This is a genomic window from Desnuesiella massiliensis (assembly GCF_001403615.1).
Lineage (GTDB): Bacteria > Bacillota > Clostridia > Clostridiales > Clostridiaceae > Desnuesiella > Desnuesiella massiliensis.
The window spans coordinates 1-23,538 of the sequence record NZ_LN879452.1 but is presented as its reverse complement, the minus strand read 5'-3'; the positions used below and the strand labels follow the sequence as shown (position 1 = coordinate 23,538).

18 protein-coding genes, 4 tRNA genes, 2 rRNA genes and 1 other annotated feature are annotated in these 23,538 nt (G+C 32.8%); of the genes, 4 read left to right on the top strand and 20 right to left on the bottom strand.

The window, feature by feature from the left end; genetic code table 11:
- Positions 1–14 precede the first annotated feature (14 nt).
- Positions 15–533: a GNAT family N-acetyltransferase gene (locus BN2665_RS01775; protein ID WP_055665404.1), complete on the bottom strand. Its 519-nt coding sequence runs from the start codon at positions 531–533 to the stop codon at positions 15–17.
- Positions 534–809: 276 nt separating this feature from the next.
- Here BN2665_RS01775 and BN2665_RS01770 point away from each other — a divergent pair, with 276 nt between their 5' ends.
- A complete protein-coding gene (locus BN2665_RS01770; RefSeq protein ID WP_055665403.1) occupies positions 810–1,145 on the top strand; it encodes a PadR family transcriptional regulator in 336 nt (111 codons plus the stop codon).
- A gap of 288 nt (positions 1,146–1,433) precedes the next feature.
- Here the strand turns inward: BN2665_RS01770 and BN2665_RS01765 are convergent, their stop codons facing one another.
- On the bottom strand, positions 1,434–2,615 hold the full coding sequence (locus BN2665_RS01765; RefSeq protein ID WP_055665402.1) for an IS91 family transposase: 1,182 nt from the start codon (positions 2,613–2,615) through the stop codon (positions 1,434–1,436).
- A 12-nt stretch (positions 2,616–2,627) separates the two neighbouring features.
- A complete protein-coding gene (locus tag BN2665_RS01760; protein ID WP_055665401.1) occupies positions 2,628–3,458 on the bottom strand; it encodes a site-specific integrase in 831 nt (276 codons plus the stop codon).
- Between the two features lie 168 nt (positions 3,459–3,626).
- On the opposite strand from BN2665_RS01760, the gene BN2665_RS01755 reads away from it, so the two are divergent.
- Genes BN2665_RS01755 through BN2665_RS01745 form a run of 3 tightly spaced genes read left to right on the top strand, consistent with a single transcriptional unit; the run spans position 3,627 to position 6,057 of the window.
- A complete protein-coding gene (locus tag BN2665_RS01755; protein ID WP_341452544.1) occupies positions 3,627–4,961 on the top strand; it encodes an FtsW/RodA/SpoVE family cell cycle protein in 1,335 nt (444 codons plus the stop codon).
- A 20-nt stretch (positions 4,962–4,981) separates the two neighbouring features.
- Positions 4,982–5,557, top strand: a complete 576-nt coding sequence (locus BN2665_RS01750) for a VanZ family protein (protein WP_055665399.1) — start codon at positions 4,982–4,984, stop codon at positions 5,555–5,557.
- Between the two features lie 17 nt (positions 5,558–5,574).
- Entirely contained in the window at positions 5,575–6,057 is a 483-nt protein-coding gene (locus BN2665_RS01745) for a GNAT family N-acetyltransferase (protein WP_055665398.1), read from the top strand.
- A 61-nt stretch (positions 6,058–6,118) separates the two neighbouring features.
- Here BN2665_RS01745 and BN2665_RS01740 read toward each other — a convergent pair whose 3' ends face one another.
- The 17 genes from BN2665_RS01740 to BN2665_RS01660 form a co-directional block, all read right to left on the bottom strand.
- Positions 6,119–7,249 carry a DHHW family protein gene (locus BN2665_RS01740; protein ID WP_055665397.1) on the bottom strand — a complete coding sequence of 377 codons (1,131 nt, stop codon included), beginning with the start codon at positions 7,247–7,249 and terminating at the stop codon, positions 6,119–6,121.
- Between the two features lie 127 nt (positions 7,250–7,376).
- The gene (locus tag BN2665_RS01735) at positions 7,377–8,783 is read right to left on the bottom strand and encodes an MBOAT family O-acyltransferase (protein ID WP_055665396.1); all 1,407 of its coding nucleotides are present in this window, start codon (positions 8,781–8,783) and stop codon (positions 7,377–7,379) included.
- A 24-nt stretch (positions 8,784–8,807) separates the two neighbouring features.
- Positions 8,808–9,584 (bottom strand): DUF4358 domain-containing protein, encoded by a 777-nt coding sequence (locus tag BN2665_RS01730; RefSeq protein ID WP_055665395.1) that lies wholly within the window; start codon positions 9,582–9,584, stop codon positions 8,808–8,810.
- Positions 9,585–9,795: 211 nt separating this feature from the next.
- A tRNA-Ser gene (locus BN2665_RS01725) sits at positions 9,796–9,886 on the bottom strand.
- 32 nt (positions 9,887–9,918) lie between these two features.
- A tRNA-Ser gene (locus BN2665_RS01720) sits at positions 9,919–10,009 on the bottom strand.
- Positions 10,010–10,171: 162 nt separating this feature from the next.
- Positions 10,172–12,109, bottom strand: a complete 1,938-nt coding sequence (locus BN2665_RS01715; RefSeq protein ID WP_055665394.1) for a beta-propeller domain-containing protein — start codon at positions 12,107–12,109, stop codon at positions 10,172–10,174.
- 2 nt (positions 12,110–12,111) lie between these two features.
- The gene (locus BN2665_RS01710) at positions 12,112–12,630 is read right to left on the bottom strand and encodes a sigma-70 family RNA polymerase sigma factor (RefSeq protein ID WP_055665393.1); all 519 of its coding nucleotides are present in this window, start codon (positions 12,628–12,630) and stop codon (positions 12,112–12,114) included.
- A gap of 129 nt (positions 12,631–12,759) precedes the next feature.
- Complete coding sequence (gene serS, locus BN2665_RS01705; protein ID WP_055665392.1) at positions 12,760–14,037, bottom strand: serine--tRNA ligase; 1,278 nt, start codon at positions 14,035–14,037, stop codon at positions 12,760–12,762.
- A gap of 50 nt (positions 14,038–14,087) precedes the next feature.
- Positions 14,088–14,286, bottom strand: a binding site (T-box leader).
- 57 nt (positions 14,287–14,343) lie between these two features.
- Positions 14,344–14,712 (bottom strand): DUF1667 domain-containing protein, encoded by a 369-nt coding sequence (locus BN2665_RS01700; protein WP_055665391.1) that lies wholly within the window; start codon positions 14,710–14,712, stop codon positions 14,344–14,346.
- A 12-nt stretch (positions 14,713–14,724) separates the two neighbouring features.
- Entirely contained in the window at positions 14,725–16,119 is a 1,395-nt protein-coding gene (locus BN2665_RS01695; protein ID WP_055665390.1) for an NAD(P)/FAD-dependent oxidoreductase, read from the bottom strand.
- Between the two features lie 176 nt (positions 16,120–16,295).
- The gene (locus BN2665_RS01690) at positions 16,296–18,992 is read right to left on the bottom strand and encodes a UPF0182 family protein (RefSeq protein WP_055665389.1); all 2,697 of its coding nucleotides are present in this window, start codon (positions 18,990–18,992) and stop codon (positions 16,296–16,298) included.
- A 78-nt stretch (positions 18,993–19,070) separates the two neighbouring features.
- Positions 19,071–19,586, bottom strand: a complete 516-nt coding sequence (locus BN2665_RS01685; RefSeq protein WP_055665388.1) for a transcription repressor NadR — start codon at positions 19,584–19,586, stop codon at positions 19,071–19,073.
- A gap of 38 nt (positions 19,587–19,624) precedes the next feature.
- On the bottom strand, positions 19,625–20,125 hold the full coding sequence (locus tag BN2665_RS01680; protein WP_055665387.1) for an HD domain-containing protein: 501 nt from the start codon (positions 20,123–20,125) through the stop codon (positions 19,625–19,627).
- 124 nt (positions 20,126–20,249) lie between these two features.
- Positions 20,250–20,325 (bottom strand) — tRNA-Ala (locus BN2665_RS01675).
- A 3-nt stretch (positions 20,326–20,328) separates the two neighbouring features.
- A tRNA-Ile gene (locus tag BN2665_RS01670) sits at positions 20,329–20,405 on the bottom strand.
- Between the two features lie 8 nt (positions 20,406–20,413).
- Positions 20,414–20,530 (bottom strand): 5S ribosomal RNA (gene rrf, locus BN2665_RS01665).
- 111 nt (positions 20,531–20,641) lie between these two features.
- Positions 20,642–23,538: ribosomal RNA gene (locus BN2665_RS01660) — 23S ribosomal RNA — on the bottom strand; the annotation flags it as partial.

The following is a 23,538-nucleotide window of genomic DNA, read 5'->3' as shown; positions in this document are numbered from 1 at the left end:
TCAAATTATAATAGTTATTTTATAAACTCTTCTCTTAGTATACCCATAATTATCAAATCTCTATATTGTCCCTCTGAAAAATATCTCTTTCTTTTTCTACCCTCTTCTTTAAAACCACATTTTTTATAGCAGCCTATAGCTCTAACATTATAATCAACTACATCAAGCTCTACCCTTTGTGCTGCCTTACTCATAAATAAAAATTTCAGTAAGGTATTTATAGAGTCTGTGCCATAACCCCTGCTCCAGAAATCCTTTCCTAAAGTTATTCCCATCACATATATACTATTAAAATCCCTTACCTCTTCATAGGTTATATAGCCTATAAGCACGCCTTTTTCGTTTATTATGCTAAGATACTTCTTATTTAAATTCATAAATCTATTGAAATTTTCAAGTATGTATTCCTTTGTTGGAGGAACTAAATAGCCACCATCATACTTTCTAATTTCTTCATCACACCACATTTCATAGAATATATTTACATCCTTCTTTTCCACAGATCTTAATAATACTCTATTACCTTTTAACACAGCTAGCACCTTCTTAATAAGGCATCTCCAAAAAATAACTAGTCAGTCTACTCGTATATTTGACTTGTTATTTTTTATTATGCCTAAAATAATAAAACCTTAACTAAATTATATACCTGTAAAAAGCAATCATCAACAAACTATTCCAATGCTTGTTACTAATTACACATTTTTAGATCATTTATTATTTATATTGAAATATTCCAATTATAGTGTTATATTTATACCTAGTAATACTATGTATAGTATTACTAGGTATTCAAAGGAGGGTTTTTCATGAAAATTAATAAAGAGCTTTTAAAGGGCAGTACCACCATACTTATATTAGGCCTCTTAAAAGATAAAAATATGTATGGTTATGAAATGATAAAGGAGTTAGAAAAAAAGTCTAATGGGGTTTTCTTCTTTAAAGAAGGAACTCTATATCCTATACTTCATGCTTTAGAAAGTGAAGCCTTCATAGAATCCTTTTGGAGTGATGGTGAGAGCGGAAGAAAAAGAAAATATTACATGCTTACGGAAAAAGGCCAGAAATATGCTAAAGAAAAACAAGAGGAATGGATAACCTTTAGTGAGGCAGTTAATAATTTTTTATGGGAGGGAAATCTATGAGTTCACAAAATGAATAGAGTTGGATTCGGAAGTTGAGCCGAGAAAGAGAGCAGTTTGATTTCAAGCTTAAATCATGCCTTGAATCAAAAGCTGCTCAATTTCCGAAACAATCTATAGGACGAAGCCGCGTACCACCAAACTATGGAGTTTGAATTGAACTTCTCTTTCCCTAAATCCAAACTTAACTCCAATTTTTATACCAATATTGGAACAAAGCCTAATATAATCATCTTAAAGAATATATTAACAAACTTCCTTTGTAGTTTTTCCCCCTCCCCAAAATGTGCGCTATGAAATTTTCTTGGCTACCTTCGGTGGAGAAAAGTTTTTAGGCTGTAATTTGCCTGTTCTTAACATTTTCCCTTTCGTGCAGCAAGGACAAACATTTAAGTCTATCCCTGTCAGCTTAAAAAGTAGCTCTGTCGAGCTTAATTTAGTTGTGGAAGTTATCTTAAAAACTGAACCTGTAAGCTCTTTGCATTTCTTAAGTTTTGTAACTCTGTTACGATTGCTTAGGATTCCATAGTGACGAATTTTCACAAACTTATCAGGCAAAACATGCATAAGAAACCTTCGGATAAATTCTTCTGCTGTGACAGTCATAAACTTCTGCTTATTATTATCCCTATAATCTCTCCACTTAAAAGTGACATATCCATTATCAAAGAAAACCAATCTATTGTTAGAAATAGCTACTCTGTGGGTATATCTGCCTAAATATTCAAGTACGTGCTCCGCACTGGAAAATGGCGGCTTGCAGTATACTACCCATTCTTTCTTGTATAGTTTATCTACAAAGCATTGAAAAGCTTGATTTTCAATCAACTCGTGATTATCTCCGATAAATTTTAGCTTTCTATTATAGTAAGACTTTTTAAGATAATACAAAAACTTTCCTCTAAATTTTCTGGAAAGCACCTTAACTGGTATAAAAAAGTCCTCTTTACTATTTATCCAGCGAGTACCATCAAGAGATAAGCCTCCGCTTGGAACAATACAATGCACATGAGGGTGATGCATCAAGTTTTGCCCCCAGGTATGAAGTATTGAGGTAAATCCAATTTCAGCTCCTAGATACTTTGTATCTCTTCCAAGCTCTAAAAGAGTTTCAGATGCTGCCTGAAACAAAGTAGAATAAAGTTCTTTCTGGTTTGCAAGTGCCAGATAGTTTAATTCTTCTGGTATAGTGAAAACTACATGAAAATACCCTACGGGTAGAAGGTCATTCTTTCTATCTTCAAGCCATTTTTCTTTAGCAAGAGTCTGACATTTAGGACAATGTCTGTTTCTGCAAGAGTTATAGGATATTCTTACGTGACCGCACTCATCACATTCATCTACATGCCCTCCAAGCTCCGCTGTTCTGCATGCTCCAATTGCACTCATTGCTTTCAACACATTTAGTGGAAGCCTATGTGTTTTTCTATAATCTTCACCATGCTCATAAAATATATCTTGTAGTTCAATCATAGCCTACACCCGCTAAAGAGTTTCCAATGGACTCTTAATGTTTAGCAAGTCCATTCGTCTTAGATGAAGATATATAGTGGTAGTTTGAAGCGATGTATGTCCTAGAAGTCTTTGTATATAACAAATATCAGTCCCAGCCTCAAGTAGATGTGTGGCAAAGCTATGTCTTAATGTGTGAACAGTTGCATCTTTTTTAATTCCAGCCTTATCCCTAGCTTCGTAAAATACCTTTTGTATAGCACGCGAAGAGATATGCCCGCTAGGGTTCTTGCCTTCAAAGAGGAACTCACTTGGCTTATATCTTTTCCAGTATTCTCTTAGAAGCTCAAGATTCTTTTGCGACAGCAATGAATATCTATCCTTTTTACCTTTGCCCTCACGTATGATTATCTGCATATTCTTGCTGTCAATGTCACAAATCCTAAGTTTGGCAGCCTCGCTGATTCTAAGACCAGCCCCGTAAATAGTAGACAATGCTGCTCTATGCTTTAAGTTTTCTGTTGCTCCCAGTATAGCTTTAACTTCAGCTTGCGACAGGATTACTGGAAGTTTTCTACGTTCCTTTATTCTTTTAAGCTTTTCAGTTTTCCAATCTCTATCGAGAATTTTCGTATAGAAAAACTTTATAGCACTATGGATATAGTTTACAGTGCCTTCACACAGATGTTTTTCTGTGATACAATAGTGAAGGTAATTTCGCACTTCATTTTCACCAAGTAGTTCAAGCGACATGTTATAATGCTTGGCGAAATTGCTAACGCAAAGAAGATAATGCTTTATGGACTTAGGGCTGTAGCCTCTGAGCTCCATTTCAAATTTCATTTTATTTTCTAATTCAGTCATATAAACACTCCTTTAACTTTTTACTGTCGCAAGTTAAATAATAAAGAAGTGTTATATATAAGTGAAGTGGTACTTTCTTGAAAAAGAGTACCACTTTATTTTTTAGCTGAAGTCTGATATAAGCGAGCTGCCGCCACCGCTGGCACAGCGGTTTAGTCCTTTAATAAAATAGAGAACTTTTTAAACTCTCTCTGTTCTCAAATTCAATGCAAAGAAGTCCATGAAGAAATAAAAAACGAGGTTCTTAATCATATAAAAGAAATGCAGGGAGATTATATGACTGAAGGCTTTTCAGAGGAAGAAGCTATAAATAAAGCCATTGCTAATATGGGTGATAGTGAATCCATAGGATTTGATCTTAATAAGATCTACAAAAAGACACCTGATTGGAAGTTATTAATATTAGTTTCCATTATGATTATTAGCGGAGTTATTATAAATTATTTTACAACCATGAATACTCGTAATTACATGTATGATACAAAGAAATTTATTATTTATTTACTTTTAGGTATGCCAATTATGTATTTTGTTTATAAATTTGACTATAGAAAAATAGAAAAACATTCTGTAACTCTTTTTATTGCTACTACTCTACTAATCTTTATTACTACTTTTACTGGTGCATCTATATATAGAAGAGCAGGCTTATTTATTTTCAGCAGATACATGGACATTATGTATATCAGTTCTATAGCTTACATCTTAAGCTTAGGTGGAATATTAAAGAATATAAATTGGAGCAGCAAAAGATATATTATTAAGGCTTCTATAGTATTATTACTTCCTAATATTTTATTTATATGGACTAGCTGCACTTTTTACTCATTAACATATACCCTATGTTTTTTAATAATATCATATTATAACGGCGCTAGTTATAAGAAATTATGTTTATTCTTAGGAGAGATGGCCTTGATAGTATTTTATATACTAACTAATAATTCTTATATCATACACAGATTTATAGGTATTTATAGTTATAATGATTTCATGAGCTCCAGTATAAAAAATTTGCTTAGTTCCTCAAGCTTGGTTGGCCATGGCACAAGTGAAACGTTAAATGCTCTACCATCATTAAATAGTGAATTGATAATATTATATGTAATTTATACCTTTGGTTGGATAACAGCTTTAGCTTTAATTACTTTAATAATTCTATTTGTAATAAGGATATTCAAGATATTCTATTTAGTTAAAAATAACTACGGCAAATCTATGATTCTCAACATAAATGCGTTTTATTTAATTCAAATTTTATGGTTCATAATGATGAATTTTAGTATTTTGCCTATTACAGGTATAGTGCTTCCCTTTATAAACTTCGGTGGAAGCTACTTTATAATAAACATGGTAATGGTAGGTTTAATATTTAGCATTTATTCAAGAAGAAACTTTAGTAATAATACTCCTATAGAGAAAATATCCCCTACCAGATATTTTATAAATGCTGATATACTCAACAATGATATAGTTAAAAATATAATAGAATTTTTAAAGTAGATAGGAAAGGGTTTGAGAAAATGATTTGGTTTAATAATGGTATACTGATGCTTATTATTCCTATATGGATTTTAATAAGAATATTTATAAATATTAAAAATAAAAACTTTTCATTTAAAAGAGAGTTTATATTGAGTATATTTTTTATTTATATATTACTACTAATAAGCAAGACCTTATTTCCTTTTACTATACGCAGCGAAAACTACTGGAATAGAAGAGCAATAAACTTAACTCCAGCCATAGAAACCATAAAAATGTTTAATGACGCTTTCTCAGGCGGAAGAAATTACATGATTAAATTTGCTTTTATTAATGTGCTGGGAAATTTAATACTCTTAACTCCTCTAAGCTTCTTTATAACTCTGCTTTGGAAAAGATTTAGAAGCTTTAAGCATAATATTTTATTTTGCTTTATTATATCTTTTAGTATAGAGTTTCTACAGTTTTTTACAGATATGCGCACTACAGATATTGATGATGTAATATTAAATACTATTGGAGCTATTATAGGTTTTTATATTTTTAAACTATTTGAAAAGCTATACCTTAGATTCTTTACAAAGGACAATAATAAGGATAAAATTGTGGCGTAAAGGGGTGTGATTTTATTATGATAACAATTAGACCTATTGAAGATAAAGATATACATTTTTTATGGGACATGCTCTATGAAATGGTGCATATTCCTGAAAACAAACCTTCAAAAGAAGAATTATTAAATATACCAGATATAAAAAAATATCTTGAAGGTTGGGGAAGAAAGGGCGATAACGGATTTATAGCCATAGACTTTCAGAATAACCCCCTAGGAACTGCCTGGTATAGACTTTTTCAAGAAGAAGATAAAGGCTATGGCTTTGTTGACGATGAAACTCCAGAGCTATCTATAGCAATAGTAAAGAGTTATATTGGAAAAGGCATAGGCACTATGTTATTAAAGGAGCTTATTAATAATGCGAAATCTCAGGAGTTTAAAGCCATTTCCTTAAGTGTAGATCCAGGTAATTCTGCTCTTAAACTTTACGAAAGGCTTGGATTTAAAAAATGCGGGGCTGAGGGAACCTCTTGGACAATGATTTTAAATCTTAATTAAGTATAAAAAATAGACATTATCATTTAGCCATACATGATAATGTCTATTTTATAATATACTCCTATTTAACCTTTAATTTTATTACTGAGTTATCCTCAGTGAAGGATAGAAAATTATATAGTAACAAAACTTCCTTTATATCATATTCCTTCATATACCGCTGTACAGGCATATTAAAATACCTAAGGTCTATCATATGTATTTCTTCATAGTGATTAGTTAAAAATGGTACTAAGCTATGAGCGTAGGAATCTTTCAGTACCAAAAGCTTTTTACCATTATTTAAATCTGTTTTTATAGTGGTAAGAGCATGATTACCATCCAAAAATACAGAATACTTATCCTTAGTTTTTAGGTGCTTTGGCTCATAAAGGTTATTACTTTCCTTTTCATCATCTAAGTACTTAATTTTCGCAGAACTATCGGCTTTGCTTTTAAATAAATGAATAGAATCTGGTTTTATAAAAGTAAAGTTTCCCCTAGAGTATAGAGTCCCATAAAACTCATCAGTAACCTTTTCTACATTAAAATCCTTTATAGCTAAGGGTTTATATCCCATGACACTTCCAAGTTTATTATAAGCATAATAGGCTCCAAGAGAAGTCCAATGATGATCAGTCTTATAATAAATATATTCTTCTTTATGCTGCTTAAAATCATCATATATATCAACAAAATTAACATTTGGCTTTAAGCTACTCTTTATATCATTTATAACACTATATTGATCATAAGTGTTAGCAAAAGGCGGTAGCTTATCCTTTAGAATCTCCACAGAATTAGGAGCTAAAAGGAAGTATGTTTTTAAATCCCTATTATTATCTACGAATTTGTTTATGGCATCTATATTTTTAGATATCAGTTCCTTATCTAAAGCTTCTGGCTTTTGAATCAGATATCCATCTTTACCTAAATAAACATTCTTATTGTCCTTTTTCTGAAGAATTCTCTCTGTATTTGATTTTATGCTTACCCAAAAATCCCTAAAAGGAAATTGGTCTGTAATGTATTCCTCATACTTTGAAGTAAATTTTCCGCTCTTTAAATCCTTCCAAGCAAATATAGGTTTTTGGGCCAGTATTCTATTTTCCATTTCAGAAGCTTTTTTATCTGGCATAAATACACCTATAATCCCCATAAGTATAAGAAATGCTAATATAGTTATGCTTAGAACTTTTCTATATACCTTCAACTCTATTCCTCCTCTCATATATAGATAAACAACTTCAACTACTAATTTATATATGCCTCATAATGGCTTAAAGATTCCATTTTAAAACATGTTCAAATTAAGTTTTCGTAATGTTTATCTTTAGCAGCTAAAACCTAAAGTATAGAAAAGGATTATAGCTTGCATCTACTAAATAAGCTACTGAAAGAAACATTATTACTACATTGCTTACAAAACTTGTCGTATAATAAATGTTCCTGTGCTTTTCCATAAGCTTATTAAATAATCTAAAAGGAATAGGGGTAGAAGCTAAAATTAGTATAATTATAATCAAAGCATAATTATATAAAAAGTATAGTGAATCTGAATTAATTATGCCCTTCCCTAAAATGCCAAACATAGCGCCTAAATATTGTATTCCATTAGTTAAATGTTCAAAGGAAAATAATACCCATCCAACTAGAATAAGAAATAAAGCATAGAAATGATTAAAAAAACTTGGCATCTTTTTCAACCATTTTAATAATACTGCTTTTTCTAAGGCTATTATAATTCCAAAATAAATTCCCCATAGAATAAAGTTCCAGCTGGCACCATGCCATAAGCCTGTTAGAAACCACACTATAAAAAGGTTTCTGTAGTTCTTTAAATTACTGCATCTATTCCCTCCTAATGGTATATAAACATAATCTTTAAACCAATTTCCCAAAGATATATGCCATCTTCTCCAAAACTCCGTAATACTTTTAGATATATATGGATAATTAAAGTTTTCGGGGAACTCAAAACCGAACATTTTACTTAATCCAATAGCCATGTCTGAATACCCGCTAAAGTCAAAATATATTTGAAAGGCAAAAGCTATAATACCCAGCCAAGCAGTAACCACTGTTAAATCCCCTGAGGGTATCTTTTTAACCTCATCCCACAAAAGGCCTATATTATTTGCTAATAAAACCTTTTTACCTAGTCCTATTATAAATCTTTCTACTCCTTGTCCAAAACTATCTAAGGTTTCTTTTCTATGCTTTAACTGCTCTTCAATGGTTTTGTACAGCACAATAGGCCCTGCAATAAGCTGAGAAAACAAAGATACATAGGTTCCAAAGTCTATAATATTCCTTTGAACAGAGGTCTTACCCCTATACACATCTATGGTATAAGACATGGTTTGAAAAGTATAGAAAGAAATTCCTATGGGCAATGGCAGATTTAAAGTTTTCAAGGAAATTCCCAAAAATCCATTGATAGTGCTGATTATAAAATCATAATATTTAAAGAAGCCCAAAAGTCCTAAATTAATCACAATTGAAGATAATAATATGATTTTACTGATTAATTCATTCTTTCTATACTTATCTATAAGAATTCCATGAGTGTAATCCACTAGGGATGAGAAAATCATAATTAAAATGTATATGGGCTCCCCCCAAGCATAGAAGATAAGACTAGCTATAAATAATAGTAAATTTCTAAATTTCCTCGGAGTTACATAATAAATTAAAACTAAACTAGGTAAAAATATAAAAAGAAATAACAAGCTGCTAAATACCATGGTATATCTCCCTTATTAATAAATCTACTTACTAAAGAAGCTATTAAATATCTCCTCTACTTTCTTTTGATCATCTGAAACTGAAAACAGTATATAATTATCCTTTTTCAATATAACGTGTTTTTTAACCTTATCATATTGATCTTGTAAATAGCTTTGCCAGATCTTTTCTAATTGATCCACTCTTTTCTGAATCCCTTTTTCTACTTCTGATATATTACTTGCATCCTTTACTTTAAACACTGCTACCTCATCACTTTTTACATTTATCATAGCATTGTAAATTATATATTCTGAAACAAGATTTCTATCAAAGGGATAAAATTCTTTTGAAAGTTCTTCATTCATGGCAACAACATGTGAAAATTTTACTTCTTTCAATATTTTGTCTGATATCTCCTTCACCGAAGGTTCTTGTTTTGCAGGTTTTTCCGGCTCTTTAGGTGTCTCTGGTTTGTGAGTCTCTCCTGGATTGCTTGGTTTACTTTGATTATTTTCATCAGGTTTTGTTTGCTTAGGTGGCTCTGGTTTTGCAATATTACCTGGTTTATTATTACTTTGATTTTGATCTGAGGCTTCATTATTATTTTTTTCTTCTTCCTTCTTAACCTCTTCTTTTTTCTCAGCTTCTGAATTATTTACTTCCTCTTTATTTTTATTTTCATCATCCTTACTTTCATTTTTTTCTACTACTTGCTTATCGCTATTATCAACAGTTTGTCCCTTATCTTTTTTAGAACATCCTGCTGGGGCTAACATAATAAATACAGAAATAAGTAATAGAATTATTTTTTTTAACATAAGTCTCCCCCTCTTGAATTATTATAATTTTGTATAATATTTGCATAAATATCCATACATTATAAAAGACGCAGAAACTTACCAAACGGTTTTAAAATATTTAAATATCGCAGAAAAATAACTAGTAAAATATATATTTGTATTAACTAGTTATTTTTCAGGATATAATCTATGCAAAATAAAAAAACACCTAATATAAATTAGGTGTTTCTGGCGGAGAAAGAGGGATTTGAACCCTCGCGCCGGTTTCCCGACCTACGCCCTTAGCAGGGGCGCCTCTTCGGCCACTTGAGTATTTCTCCATGCCCTACATTTTATTTTTTTATATAAAAAATGGCGGAAAGACAGGGATTCGAACCCTGGGTGCGCTCACACGCACGCCGGTTTTCAAGACCGGTGCCTTAAACCAACTCGACCATCTTTCCACGTCTAACGACAAGTTTTATTATATCAGCCACATTAATTTATGTCAACATTATTTTTCAAAAATTTTTAAGAAATTTTATACAAAAAATCATTTAATGAAACCTATAAGGAAAATGTGAAGAAAATTTCTTGGCATTTTCCTTATAATATTTATTTAATTTTTAATAATTCAATACCTTCAAATTTTTCATGTCTTTTAAGCTGGCAATCTTTATACTTTGATTGGTTATAAAATATACATTATCTTCAATAAACATCAATCTCTTTATTTGTGCACTATAAACCCCATCCTTACTTTTACTAAGCGTATTATCTGTTGAACTCGATATTTCTCCCACAAGCTCAAAGCCTTTTTCTTTAGATATATTATATATTTGAGCACCATCGAAAAAGCTTTCTCCTTTATCCTTTATTACTGTTATTGGAAAACCAAATATATTCTTTTCTTTAGAGTAGAGCAAAGCTTTATGGTTATAAAGTAATTCTGAATAAGTTCCGCTTTTTCCTATAATAACTTTGTGGATCTCTTTTGGATTACTAAAATCGCTTATATCAAACATGGATATCTTTATACCTTCGGCTCTTGTAAATTCTCTTCCATTTTCTTTTACTTCCACAGTGTTTTGACCAAAACCTATAAGTGTATTTTCATCATAAGGATGAAGATAGGTACTAAATCCTGGAATCTTAAGTTCTCCTAAAACCTTTGGATTCTTGCTATCAGAAAGGTCTATAACAAAGAGAGGATCTACCTGTTTAAAGGTTACTATATAGGCTTTATCCTTCATAAATCTAGAGGAATATATCTTTTCCCCCTTAGCCAGCCCTTCTAACTTTCCTGTTATATTCATATTTTTATCAAAAACATAGAGATTATTTTCAGTGCTATTTTCTTTTCTGTTCGTAGTAGCAACTCTAAAGTTTTCATTATATTCATCCATAGAAAACTGATTTAACAACATACCAGGGGCCTCTCCTGTGCCTACCAAGCTTATAGCACCATTATTTAAAGCAAATTTAAAAAATAAAGTCTTTTCATCTTTTAAATTATATCCAGAAATATAGAGATTTTTTTCTGAAACATACATATTACCGCTAGAAGCTAATATGGTTCTTGATATAGACTTTTCAGAAATTTGATTTAAATTCACGGAAGCTATAGTTATAAAGTTTTCTGTGGGTATTCCTGGGCAATACTTTATATCATTATAGTTTATTTTATTTTCCTTGTTATCTAAAGAGTCCTTTATTATAGGTTCTTCAATATCGGAAGAATTTATAATATTCATTTCCTTGTATCCAATTTTATTAGAATAGGGCGATTTTTCCGTAACTAAATATAATTGATTATTTATTAATCTATCGCTAAGTCTTTTGCCGCTATAGGTTATTTCTCTAATTAATTTAGGATTAGCTATATCTGTTTTATCGTATATTCTAACCACACTCTGTAATATGCCATTAGCATTAATGTCATAAAGCAATATAAGCTTATCAGATAATATATGAATACTTCCATTAAAGACTTCCTTTGGTAATGATATTTTTGATTTTAACTTCATATTATCAGCAGGATATGCTTCTACTATACTAGCTTCCTTTTCAACCTTGCCTTCTGAAACCTTACTTCTTAGTATATACATATACTTTCCGTCGGTTTTTATTATATCGCTCTCCTCTACCCCTTCTACTTGATTATTGGTCTTTGAATGAGAATTATCAACTTGACTTCCAGCATTGTCTAGAGATTTTGTTTGTTCTTTATCACCTAAAGCCATAGGTTTGCTCCCCATACCTTCTTTAAAATTATTTTTTATTAAATCTACTATCTGCTCTTTACTCTGAAAGCTTGGTAGCTTTAATTCCTGCATATGAATTTTTCCTATGTCATTTGGTACATTTTTATATAATTTATTATATATATTTCCCCCTACAAAGGTTAAAGCTAATAAAGCTGCAAAGGCCACTGCAGTATTAATAAAATTATTTAATATTCTTTTATTTTTTCCTTTAGATATTCCTTTCTCTATTACAAAGTCTAATTCTTTTGGAATATCTATTTCTTTAAAATACTCTTTTATATCCTGTTCATCTCTCATGATCACATCTCCTCTCTTAATTCTATTCTCAATTCCTTTAGAGCTTTATTAAGATAGGTCTTTACTGTTCCTAACGGAATTTCTAAAATTTCGGCTACCTCTGTTAAGGTTAATTGATGAAAATATTTTAATATAATGACGCTTTTGTGTTTTTCATTTAAAGTGTTAATAGCATTTTGCAAATCTATTTTCTCTGCATGATTTTCCTCTTTTGCTCCCATTTGATTTAATAGTTGTTCATGTTCAACATATATCACCTTTTTGTTTTTTCTTATGTGATCAATAGAACAATTTATGATTATCCTTGTAATCCATGTATTAAATAGTTTAGGTTCCTTTAACCTCTTTAAAGAAGTATAAGCCTTGTATACCGACTCTTGTACTATATCTAAAGCATCCTCTTTATTTCCGACATAGGAGAAAGCTGTAACATACATCTTTTCTTTATTTAAGGATATAGCCTCATAAAAAGCATTATCATCACCCTTTTGAGCTAATTTAACTAATGACTCAATATCCATATACATCCTCCCTTCTCACCAATTAGACGCAATATTTTATTAAACAGTTTTAACCATCTTCAAAAAAATAGAATTTCCATAAAAGTAATAAATTCAATTACTTTTATGGAAATCCCTTTATTAACTAAATTATTTTAATACCTCTGTTCTCATATATGGTCTTAATGCTTCTGGTACTTCTATAGTTCCATCTTCTCTCTGGAAATTCTCTAGTATAGCCGCTACAGTTCTTCCTATAGCTACTCCAGATCCATTTAAAGTATGAACAAATTGTGGTTTATCCTTTGGTGTTTCTTTATATTTTATATTGGCTCTTCTAGCTTGGAAGTCCTCAAAATTACTACAGCTTGAAATTTCAACATATTTATTGTAGCTTGGCATCCAAACTTCAATATCGTATTTTAATGCTGCTGTAAAACCTAAATCACCCTTACATATTCTTACCACTCTATAAGGAAGTCCTAATCCTTGTAATACAGATTCTGCATCTTGAACTAATTTATCTAGTTCTTCATAAGACTGCTCTGGCTTACAGAATTTAAGCAATTCTACCTTATTAAACTGGTGTTGTCTTATAAGTCCTCTTGTATCCCTTCCTGCTGATCCAGCCTCTGCTCTAAAGCAAGCGCTATATGCTACATGCTTTACTGGAAGCTCTTCTCCTTTTAGAATTTCATCTCTATACATATTTGTTACAGGAACTTCTGCTGTAGGGATTAAAAAATAATCCTCATTAGCTACTTTAAAAGCATCTTCTTCAAATTTAGGAAGCTGTCCAGTTCCAGCCATGCTATCTCTGTTAACCATAAAAGGTGGAAATATTTCTGTATATCCATTTTCAAATATATGCTTATCTAAGAAGTAGTTTATTATAGCTCGCTCTAATCTAGCTCCTAAACCTTTATACATTGTAAATCTTGAGCCAGTTATTTTACCAGCTCTTTCAAAGTCAAGCATATTTAAATCTGTTCCTAAATCCCAATGAGCTTTTGTTTCAAAGTTAAACTTTACTGGCTCCCCCCATTTTTTTATCTCTATATTATCTTCATCAGATTTTCCGTCTGGCACCATAGGATTGGGGATATTAGGCATTCTTAACATTATATATTTTATTTTTTCATCTATTTCTGCTACTTCTATGTCAAAATTCTTTATATCTTCTCCCAGCTTCTTCATTTCAGCCATTATGGGTTCCACATTTTCTCCTGCTTTTTTAAGCTTTGGTATCTCTGAAGATACTTGATTTCTCTTGCTCTTTAAATTTTCAACCTCAACTAATATGCCTCTTCTTTTTTCATCTAAAGTAACTATCTCATCTATTAGGGATAGATCAAAGTCCTCCCCTCTATTAGCCATGGCAGCTTTGATTTCTTCTGGATTATTTCTTATTCTTTTTAAATCTAACATATACGTACCTCCTTAATTTTACAAAATAAAAAAGAGCCTTATTGCATCCCAAAAGGGACGAAAAGACTCCGCGTTGCCACCCTAATTGATTAGTATTTCTACTAATCCTCTTAATTTACTAACGGTTTTATCCGTACTGCTCATCACAGTCCCTCCGAGGTGGATTCTTAAAGCAAACCTATCAGTTCTCACCAAGCACTGACTCTCTTAAAGCATTTCCCTTAATACTAGCCTCTTCAAAGGTTTTTTTATTAACTTATTTACTATATTATATATATGTGAAGTTTTTCTGTCAATAGAGCAATACTAAAAGCTCTTCTCCACATTTCTAGCACAAATTATATCTACTCCTGTATTAAGGATATTCTTACATATAACATCTCCTATTTTTGTAGGTGCTCCTACATATATCCTACTTAATGCTTTTGAGCATTCTATCCATAGTTTTTTGTCAATTGGGGCACTGCTTTTTACAGGAACTACATTATATCTTTCAGACCCTTTTATCCTTACTAGGGTAGTAAATATCTTTTTAGTATTATTTATTTCCTCATTTGCATAGTCTATACCAATTTCACACTCATTGCCTTTAACTTCTATCTCTCCCTCTTCATAGCTATAGATATCTAATACACACTTTTTTTCGCAACTTTTACATATAGCTTTATAAATCAAAGCTCTTCCTCCTTACATTTCATCAAATTCCTTAATCCTAGAAGAAAGCATTTTGGAACTCTTTGAATCCTTAACTATATCTAATAATTTTTTATCTGTTTCTCTTGCTAATATAGATATAATTTTACTAATACAATATGCCCCTTGACAGCTTCCAAAAGTAACTCCTGTCCTTCGTTTTATGCCTTCTATAGTTCTTGCACCTAATGGTCTTCTTATGCTATCAACAATTTCTCCTTCAGTGACCATATTGCACAAGCACACCATTTTACCATATCGTTTATCTAATCTGATTATTTCATTTCTTTCGCTCTTAGATAATTCCTTAAACCTATAAAATTCTCTTCTTTTATCAATAAAATTCTTTTTAAGCTTGCAATTTAGATTACTCACTATAGTTTCACATATTATTTTAGCTATAGAAGGTGTAATTGTTACTTGTCCATAGTGTTTTCCCATAACTTTAATATATCCTTTATTTATGTCACTATCATCTACAATTATTGTTTGATTATGCAATACTGAATCAAAAACTCCATTTATATTTTCTTTTCTTATACCATTAACTAAGCCAGATATCTTATTAAGTTTTGCATCAAAATCTAAAACTTCATCAGTACTAATGGCAGAGATAAGACTGTCATTTAACGTAGGTATGGAATAAAGCATTTCATTGTCACTGTTTACTGAGAAAATTATATTAGTGAAATAGTTTTTATATTTATTATCTAATAACAAATAATTTAATTGTTTCTGTTCTTCTTTTCCGTGAGTTCTCGCATTGTCTATGGTATAATGCTCCGCTGGAGTAGTATTTACTACTACCTTACAAGTAAATTTATTCTTGTTTGTAGTAACTTTTAATCCCTTGGATATTTTTTGAATATCTAAAACCTCTTCTTCCAATCTAAAATTTACTCCATTATCAAAAGCTACTTCTCCATAACCAATTGCTAAATCGTAAGGAGAAACTACTCCAGTATTCCTAGAGTACAATGCTTTTTTTACTTGAGTAGTAAGATTAGGTTCAATCTCATAAGCATCAGTACCATCAATTAAATATATATTATCAATGCCTCTTTGCCTAGCTTTATCATACATATCTTGTATGATTTTCACTCCCTGCTCTTCCTCTGCTATAAGTAGGGAGCCGGTTCTTTTAAAGGGTACGTTAAACTTTGATGTAATCTCATCAAACATACTATTTCCCATAACTTCCAGCTTCGACATAAGTCTATCCTTACATTCAGAACCATCATAAACTATAGCAGTATTTACTAAGGCCACATCATCTGCTATATCATAATCCTTTTCTATTAAAGCAATATTTAAATTATATCTTGAAAGTTCATAAGCTACGGCACATCCTATTATACCTCCACCTAGAACTAATACATCATAATCCATTTATATCCTCCTAGTTTAAAGCTAACCAATTTTATATTAATTATATATTTCACTTTTTCACACTCTTTTATTATATTATTTTTTCAATAAAGTATCACGAATTCCTGAATATATTTAACAAAAAATTTTATAAAAGCGTAGACTAATCTACGCTTTTACTATGATGTGAAACTACCTTACTTGTTCAATTCGTTTAAAACCTCGCCCAGTTGCTTTATATATTCTCCATACTTAGCCCAATCTCCATTCTTTTGAGCTTCTAAAGCCTTTTCATAAATATCCTTTGCGTATTTTATTCGATCTGTACTTCCAGAAGGAATTGTAGTATTATTTTCCGTTTGTTTTGTAGTAGTACTGCTGAAAATACTTTCTAAGGCCTTATCTATATTTTCTGCAATAACAGTTTTTTCTCCATAGGATACTATAACTCTCTTCATTTCAGGAATACTGTTTTTTCCTTGCGCTATTAAATAAAGAGGCTCTATATATAATAATGAATTTTTTATAGGTACTATTACAGTATCCCCATATTCTACTCTAGATCCATCAGTATTCCACAATGAAATTTCTTTTGATATGTTAGGATCTTGATTGAATTTATTTTTAAACAAATATGGACTATATATAGTTTTTTGTGGAGGAAATTTATACATAACGAGCTTTCCATAATTATCTCCATCCATACGAGCACCTAGTAGAGCTACCATATTTTCTTTGTCCCTCATATTAAAATACTCAAATAGAACCATTTCTTCTTTGCTTTCTTCTGGAAGTCTTGTAATTATATATGACGCTTCATTTTGGTTATATTTTCCTTCTACTTTTTTCTGATTTTTTGCTACATCCCATAAGTCTTCTCCATTAAAGAACACTTGTGGATCTGTCATATGATATTTTCCTAATACCGAACACTGAATATTAAATAATCCTTCTGGATATCTAAAATGCTCTGTTATTTCTTTAGGTATTTCATTATAATCCTTAAATAAATCTTTGAATATTTTAGAGTAACTATTTATTATAGGATCATTCTTATCCACTATATAAAAGTTTGTATCCCCATTAAATGCATCTACAATTACCTTAACAGAATTCCTTATATAGTTTATATTATTATAAGGCTCTGCAAAAGGGTATTTATTAGAAGTAGTGTATCCGTCAATAACCCAATATAATCTGCCATTATTTATTACTACATAAGGGTCTATATCATATTCGAGAAAAGGAGCTATTTTTTTTACTCTTTTTACTATGTTCCTATTAATTAATATTTTGCTGTTACTATTTATATCTTGTGATAATAAAAATTTCATATTTTTTTCATTTATGGCAAATAATATCCTGTTACCCAATGACATTTTAATGCCGGCAGTGCCATTGTACTTATTAGTTTGATTTTCTCCACCTTTAGGATAATCAAATTCTGCTATATTGGTATTGACTATAGCATAATAATTAGTATTTTCACCAAAATAAATCCTTGGGTTATCTAATTTAATTCCAGAACTATTATCTGGTGGAATATCTTTGATTACAAAACTTGGTTGTCCTTCTGAGGTTACAGCATTGACTTTATTCATTACTAAACCATAACCATGTGTATAAACTAAATGCTTATTCTGCCAAGTGTTTGGTTCTATGGAATCAGAGCTTATTTCTCTAGGTGCTAAAAATATTTGAGTATACTTATCATCTATATTATATCTATCTACATCTACATCATTAAAGTTATAATAATACCTTATATTCTGCACTTGATTATAGAAATCTAAAGTAGGATTAAAAGAATTTATTTTAATATTATTTATAATATCTTTATTACTATTTATATCTTCTTTAGTAAAATCATTTTTTACTTGAAATACACTTTCCTTTATATTATCAATATTAAATGCTTTTCTTGTGTAGTCTATATTGTATTTTATATATTTCTTTTCAAGTTCCATTTCATTAGATTTAACTATGAATTGCTGAATTAAATTTGAGGTAATGGACTCAAGACCAATTAAAGCAACCATACCTATTATACATATCACTATAGGCTTTATTCTTGATTTTAAAAGGCTTATAAACACCACTATAGAACATAATATAGAAACACCCGTTATAACCCTATAAAACTTTAAAGTTACATTTACATCTGTATAGCTAGCTCCAAATGCTACCCCCCTTGGACTATATACTAAATAATATGCCTTTAAAATATATAGAATAGATATCATTATTAGTATTAGGGCCGAAAGTATTGCTAGTTGTTTCCCTGCTAATTTAGTAAATTCACTTTTCATTACTTTTACATTAGCAAAAGGATTCTTTATATCCATAGATTTTATTTTATCTTGGGCATTAGTTAAGAAATAGCTAATAAAGGTTATGATAACAAGCAATATTAATATTCCCATCACTGCGCCATATACTGATTGTATTAAGGGTAGTTTAAACATATAGAAAGATACATCCTTATTAAATATAGGATCTTTTACATTAAAATCTACAGAGTTACTAAATTGAAGTATCCTATACCAATAAGCGGAAGCTGTAAAATAAGCTATAACAAAAGATATTATAAAATTTAATACAAAAAATATAGCTTTTTCTAGCTTCTTTTGCTTATTACTTATTTCTACAATATTATTTTTTTTAATAAAACTTTTTCTAAGACTTCTATAATAAATCCATATGCCAAAGAAGCTTATAATAAAAATAGGTAACATAAATTTAAAAGTGGCTATTATTTGCGTAAAATATACAGATAAATATCCTACTTCTTTAAACCATTTTATATTAATCCAAAATTCTACTATTTTATCTAAGAACATAAATAATCCTAATAATAATATTATTAAAAAGAATATTCCATATTTCTTTTTCATTTTTTCACCTCTTATAAACTATATAAATAGCTAATCATAATTTAAATTACTATAAACAATATATTCTTCTATAATAATTTATTCCGCTATTAAAAAACCCTTTACTCTTAATTCCTCAGTTATCTTTTTCATAACTTCCTCAGTATCGGCGCACACGGTATGCAAGTGAACTCCACCTGTTAGAGTAGATAAAGGTTCCGCTTTAGCATCCTTAAAGTTTTTCATAAATCTCTCCATATCATCTAAGGTTTTTATCATAAGCATAGCTTTTATCTCACCATATAACGGATGCTCTACTATTACATCTTCTATTATACCACCGTATTTTATAATAATCTTTAACTCTTCCTCTATCTCCTCTCTTTTATGACATATAGCCACTATTTTCTTTATATAATTTCTATTGTTACTATTAATAATATAACCTTCTGGAGTAGCTATAATATCCTTTCCTTCAGCTCTAAGTATAGCTATATCTTTAACTATTACCTGTCTAGTTACCCCAAACTCTTTTGCTAATTCACTGCCCTTTAAAGGTTCTTTTGAAGTATTCAATTTTTTTTCTATAGTTTCTCGTCTATCTTTTGAACCCATTATTTCACCACCATGATTTCTATATAATTTTGTATTTATTAGCTTATAGCATCACACTTTTTTAAAATATCTAATGTTTTATTATTGTTAACATCCTTATTATGGTGATTTCTAATAATAAATAGAAAATCATCATCATATTTAAAATCTCTTAAATAACTCATAGCTTTTTGTGGGTGATTATAAAAAACATCTATCTTTTTCATATTATCATATTTCTTTAAATTACCTCTAGTGAACTTATTTAAAAGAACTAAAATTGACCTATCAATTACATTTAAACTCACACCAATTTTTCCTATGTCATGAAGTAAACATATTTTCATAATTCTCATTATATCTATATCTAATATTTTATTCATATTTATATATTGAAAAGCATTTCTTGCTACTCTTACACAGTGATGTTTTTCACTTTTAGATAATTTATCAAATAGCTCTATCTCATCTTTATTTAAATATTTATTTAAAAAATCATAATCTATTTTTTTAAAACTTGATGACAAATCCCAATAGAATTGTTTTATTCTATAAATCATATGAACTCCTTTCTTTAAGCCTAATTACATTTTAATACATTTTAATAATTATAGTAATTAACATTCTGTAAATATATATTTTTATATAAAAATAAAAAGCCATGAAATAAATTCATGGCTTTTATGGTGGAGATAAAGAGATTCGAACTCTTGACCCCCTGCGTGCAAGGCAGGTGCTCTCCCAGCTGAGCTATACCCCCGTATGGTGGACCTTCAGGGACTCGAACCCCGGGCCAACCGGTTATGAGCCGGTTGCTCTAACCAACTGAGCTAAAGATCCATATTATTACCTGGCGACGACCTACTCTTCCACAAGGTCTCCCTTGCAGTACCATCGGCGCGGTAGAGCTTAACTTGCGTGTTCGGTATGGGAACGAGTGTTACCTCTACGCCATAATCACCAGATATTTAATCCTTACATTTTAATATTATAATTTCACAAATATGTTTTGTCAACATATTTTTTGAAAGAAACATATTCTTTCAAAATTGCACATAGAATTGGATTCGTGTATATTGATCAAGCCCTCGATCTATTAGTATCAGTCAGCTGAACATGTTACCATGCTTACACCCCTGACCTATCAACCTTGTGTTCTTCAAGGGATCTTACTAGCTTAACGCTATGGGAAATCTCATCTTGAGGTGGGCTTCACGCTTAGATGCTTTCAGCGTTTATCCCGTCCCGACATAGCTACCCAGCTGTGCTCCTGGCGGAACAACTGGTACACCAGAGGTCAGTCCATCCCGGTCCTCTCGTACTAAGGACAGCTCCTCTCAAATTTCCTACGCCCGCGACGGATAGGGACCGAACTGTCTCACGACGTTCTGAACCCAGCTCGCGTGCCGCTTTAATGGGCGAACAGCCCAACCCTTGGGACCTACTTCAGCCCCAGGATGCGACGAGCCGACATCGAGGTGCCAAACCTCCCCGTCGATGTGGACTCTTGGGGGAGATCAGCCTGTTATCCCCGAGGTAGCTTTTATCCGTTGAGCGATGGCCCTCCCACGAGGTACCACCGGATCACTAAGCCCGACTTTCGTCCCTGCTCCACTTGTGGGTGTCGCAGTCAGGCTCCCTTCTGCCTTTGCACTCTACGAACGATTTCCAACCGTTCTGAGGGAACCTTTGGGCGCCTCCGTTACTTTTTAGGAGGCGACCGCCCCAGTCAAACTGCCCACCTAACAATGTCCCGTTACCAGTTTCATGGCACCCGGTTAGAATCTCAGTACTGTCAGGGTGGTATCCCAAGGGTGACTCCACTGAGGCTGACGCCCCAGTTTCTCAGTCTCCCACCTATCCTGTACAGACAATACCGAAACTCAATGCTAAGCTACAGTAAAGCTCTACGGGGTCTTTCCGTCCAATCGCGGGTAGCAAGCATCTTCACTTGCACTACAATTTCGCCGGATTTGCAGTTGAGACAGTGCCCAAGTCATTACGCCATTCGTGCGGGTCAGAACTTACCTGACAAGGAATTTCGCTACCTTAGGACCGTTATAGTTACGGCCGCCGTTTACTGGGGCTTAAGTTCACACCTTCGCTTGCGCTAAGTGTTCCCCTTAACCTTCCAGCACCGGGCAGGCGTCAGCCCCTATACATCAGCTTTCGCTTTAGCAGAGACCTGTGTTTTTGCTAAACAGTTGCTTGGGCCTATTCTCTGCGACCTACTTGCGTAGGCACCCCTTCTCCCGAAGTTACGGGGTCAATTTGCCGAGTTCCTTAACTGCAATTCTTCCGATGGTCTTAGGATTCTCTCCTCACCTACCTGTGTCGGTTTGCGGTACGGGCACTACTTCACTCCCTAGAGGCTTTTCTTGGCAGCGTGGAATCAGATACTTCGGGAACATGTTCCCTTCCCCATCACGCCTCAGGATTGTTAGAGCGGATTTGCCTACCCTAACTCCCTAAACGCTTAGACTAACATCCAATAGTTAGCACATCTTATCCTCCTGCGTCACCCCTTCGGTAATAACGCTAATAGTGGTATCGGAATATCAACCGATTGTCCATCGCCTACGCCTTTCGGCCTCGGCTTAGGTCCCGACTAACCCTGAGAGGACGAGCCTTCCTCAGGAAACCTTAGGTTTTCGACCACTAGGATTCTCACCTAGTTCTCGCTACTTATGCCAGCATTCTCACTCCTGTACAGTCCACCGCTCCTTCCGGTACGACTTCAACCCATACAGGACGCTCCCCTACCGCGTACGCGTTAGCGTACACCCATAGCTTCGGTGGTAAGTTTGAGCCCCGGACATCTTCGGCGCAGGATCTCTCGACTAGTGAGCTATTACGCACTCTTTTAATGAGTGGCTGCTTCTAAGCCAACATCCTAGTTGTCTTAGAAATCCCACATCCTTTTCCACTTAACTTACACTTTGGGACCTTAGCTGATGGTCTGGGCTGTTTCCCTTTTGACCACGGATCTTATCATTCGTAGTCTGACTGCCGGACTTATAGTATGTGGCATTCGGAGTTTGATAGGGTTCGGTAACCTATACGGCCCCTAGCCCATTCAGTGCTCTACCTCCACTACTCATATCCGACGCTAGCCCTAAAGCTATTTCGGGGAGAACCAGCTATCTCCGAGTTCGATTGGAATTTCTCCGCTATCCACAGCTCATCCCATGGTTTTTCAACACCAACGTGGTTCGGTCCTCCACGGAATTTTACTTCCGCTTCAACCTGTCCATGGATAGGTCACCCGGTTTCGGGTCTACAGCATGCAACTTTTTGCCCTATTCAGACTCGGTTTCCCTTCGGCTCCGTACCTTAAGTACTTAACCTCGCTGCATACCGTAACTCGCTGGCTCGTTCTACAAAAAGCACGTCATCACACATTAAAGTGCTATGACCGGTTGTAGGCACACGGTTTCAGGTTCTATTTCACTCCCCTCCCGGGGTTCTTTTCACCTTTCCCTCACGGTACTGCTTCACTATCGGTCATCAGGTAGTATTTAGCCTTGGGAGGTGGTCCTCCCTGCTTCCCACAAGGTTTCACGTGTCTCGTGGTACTCTGGATCAGAACTAGGATCTTCTTGTTTTACATACAGGACTATTACCTTCTACGGTCCAACTTTCCAGTTGTGTTCTGTTACAATACCTTCCCGTTTATGTTCTGTCCGCAACCCCAGAAACAAGTTTCTGGTTTGGGCTCTTTCCCTTTCGCTCGCCACTACTTAGGAAATCGATTTTTCTTTCTCTTCCTCCAGGTACTTAGATGTTTCAGTTCCCTGGGTTTACCCTCATACACCTATTTATTCAGTGTATGATACATGGGGTTTCCCATGTGAGTTTCCTCATTCGGAGATCCCCGGTTCTCAGCCTATTTGCGGCTACCCGAGGCTTATCGCAGCTTATCGCGTCCTTCTTCGGCTCCTGATGCCAAGGCATTCGCCATGCGCCCTTTATA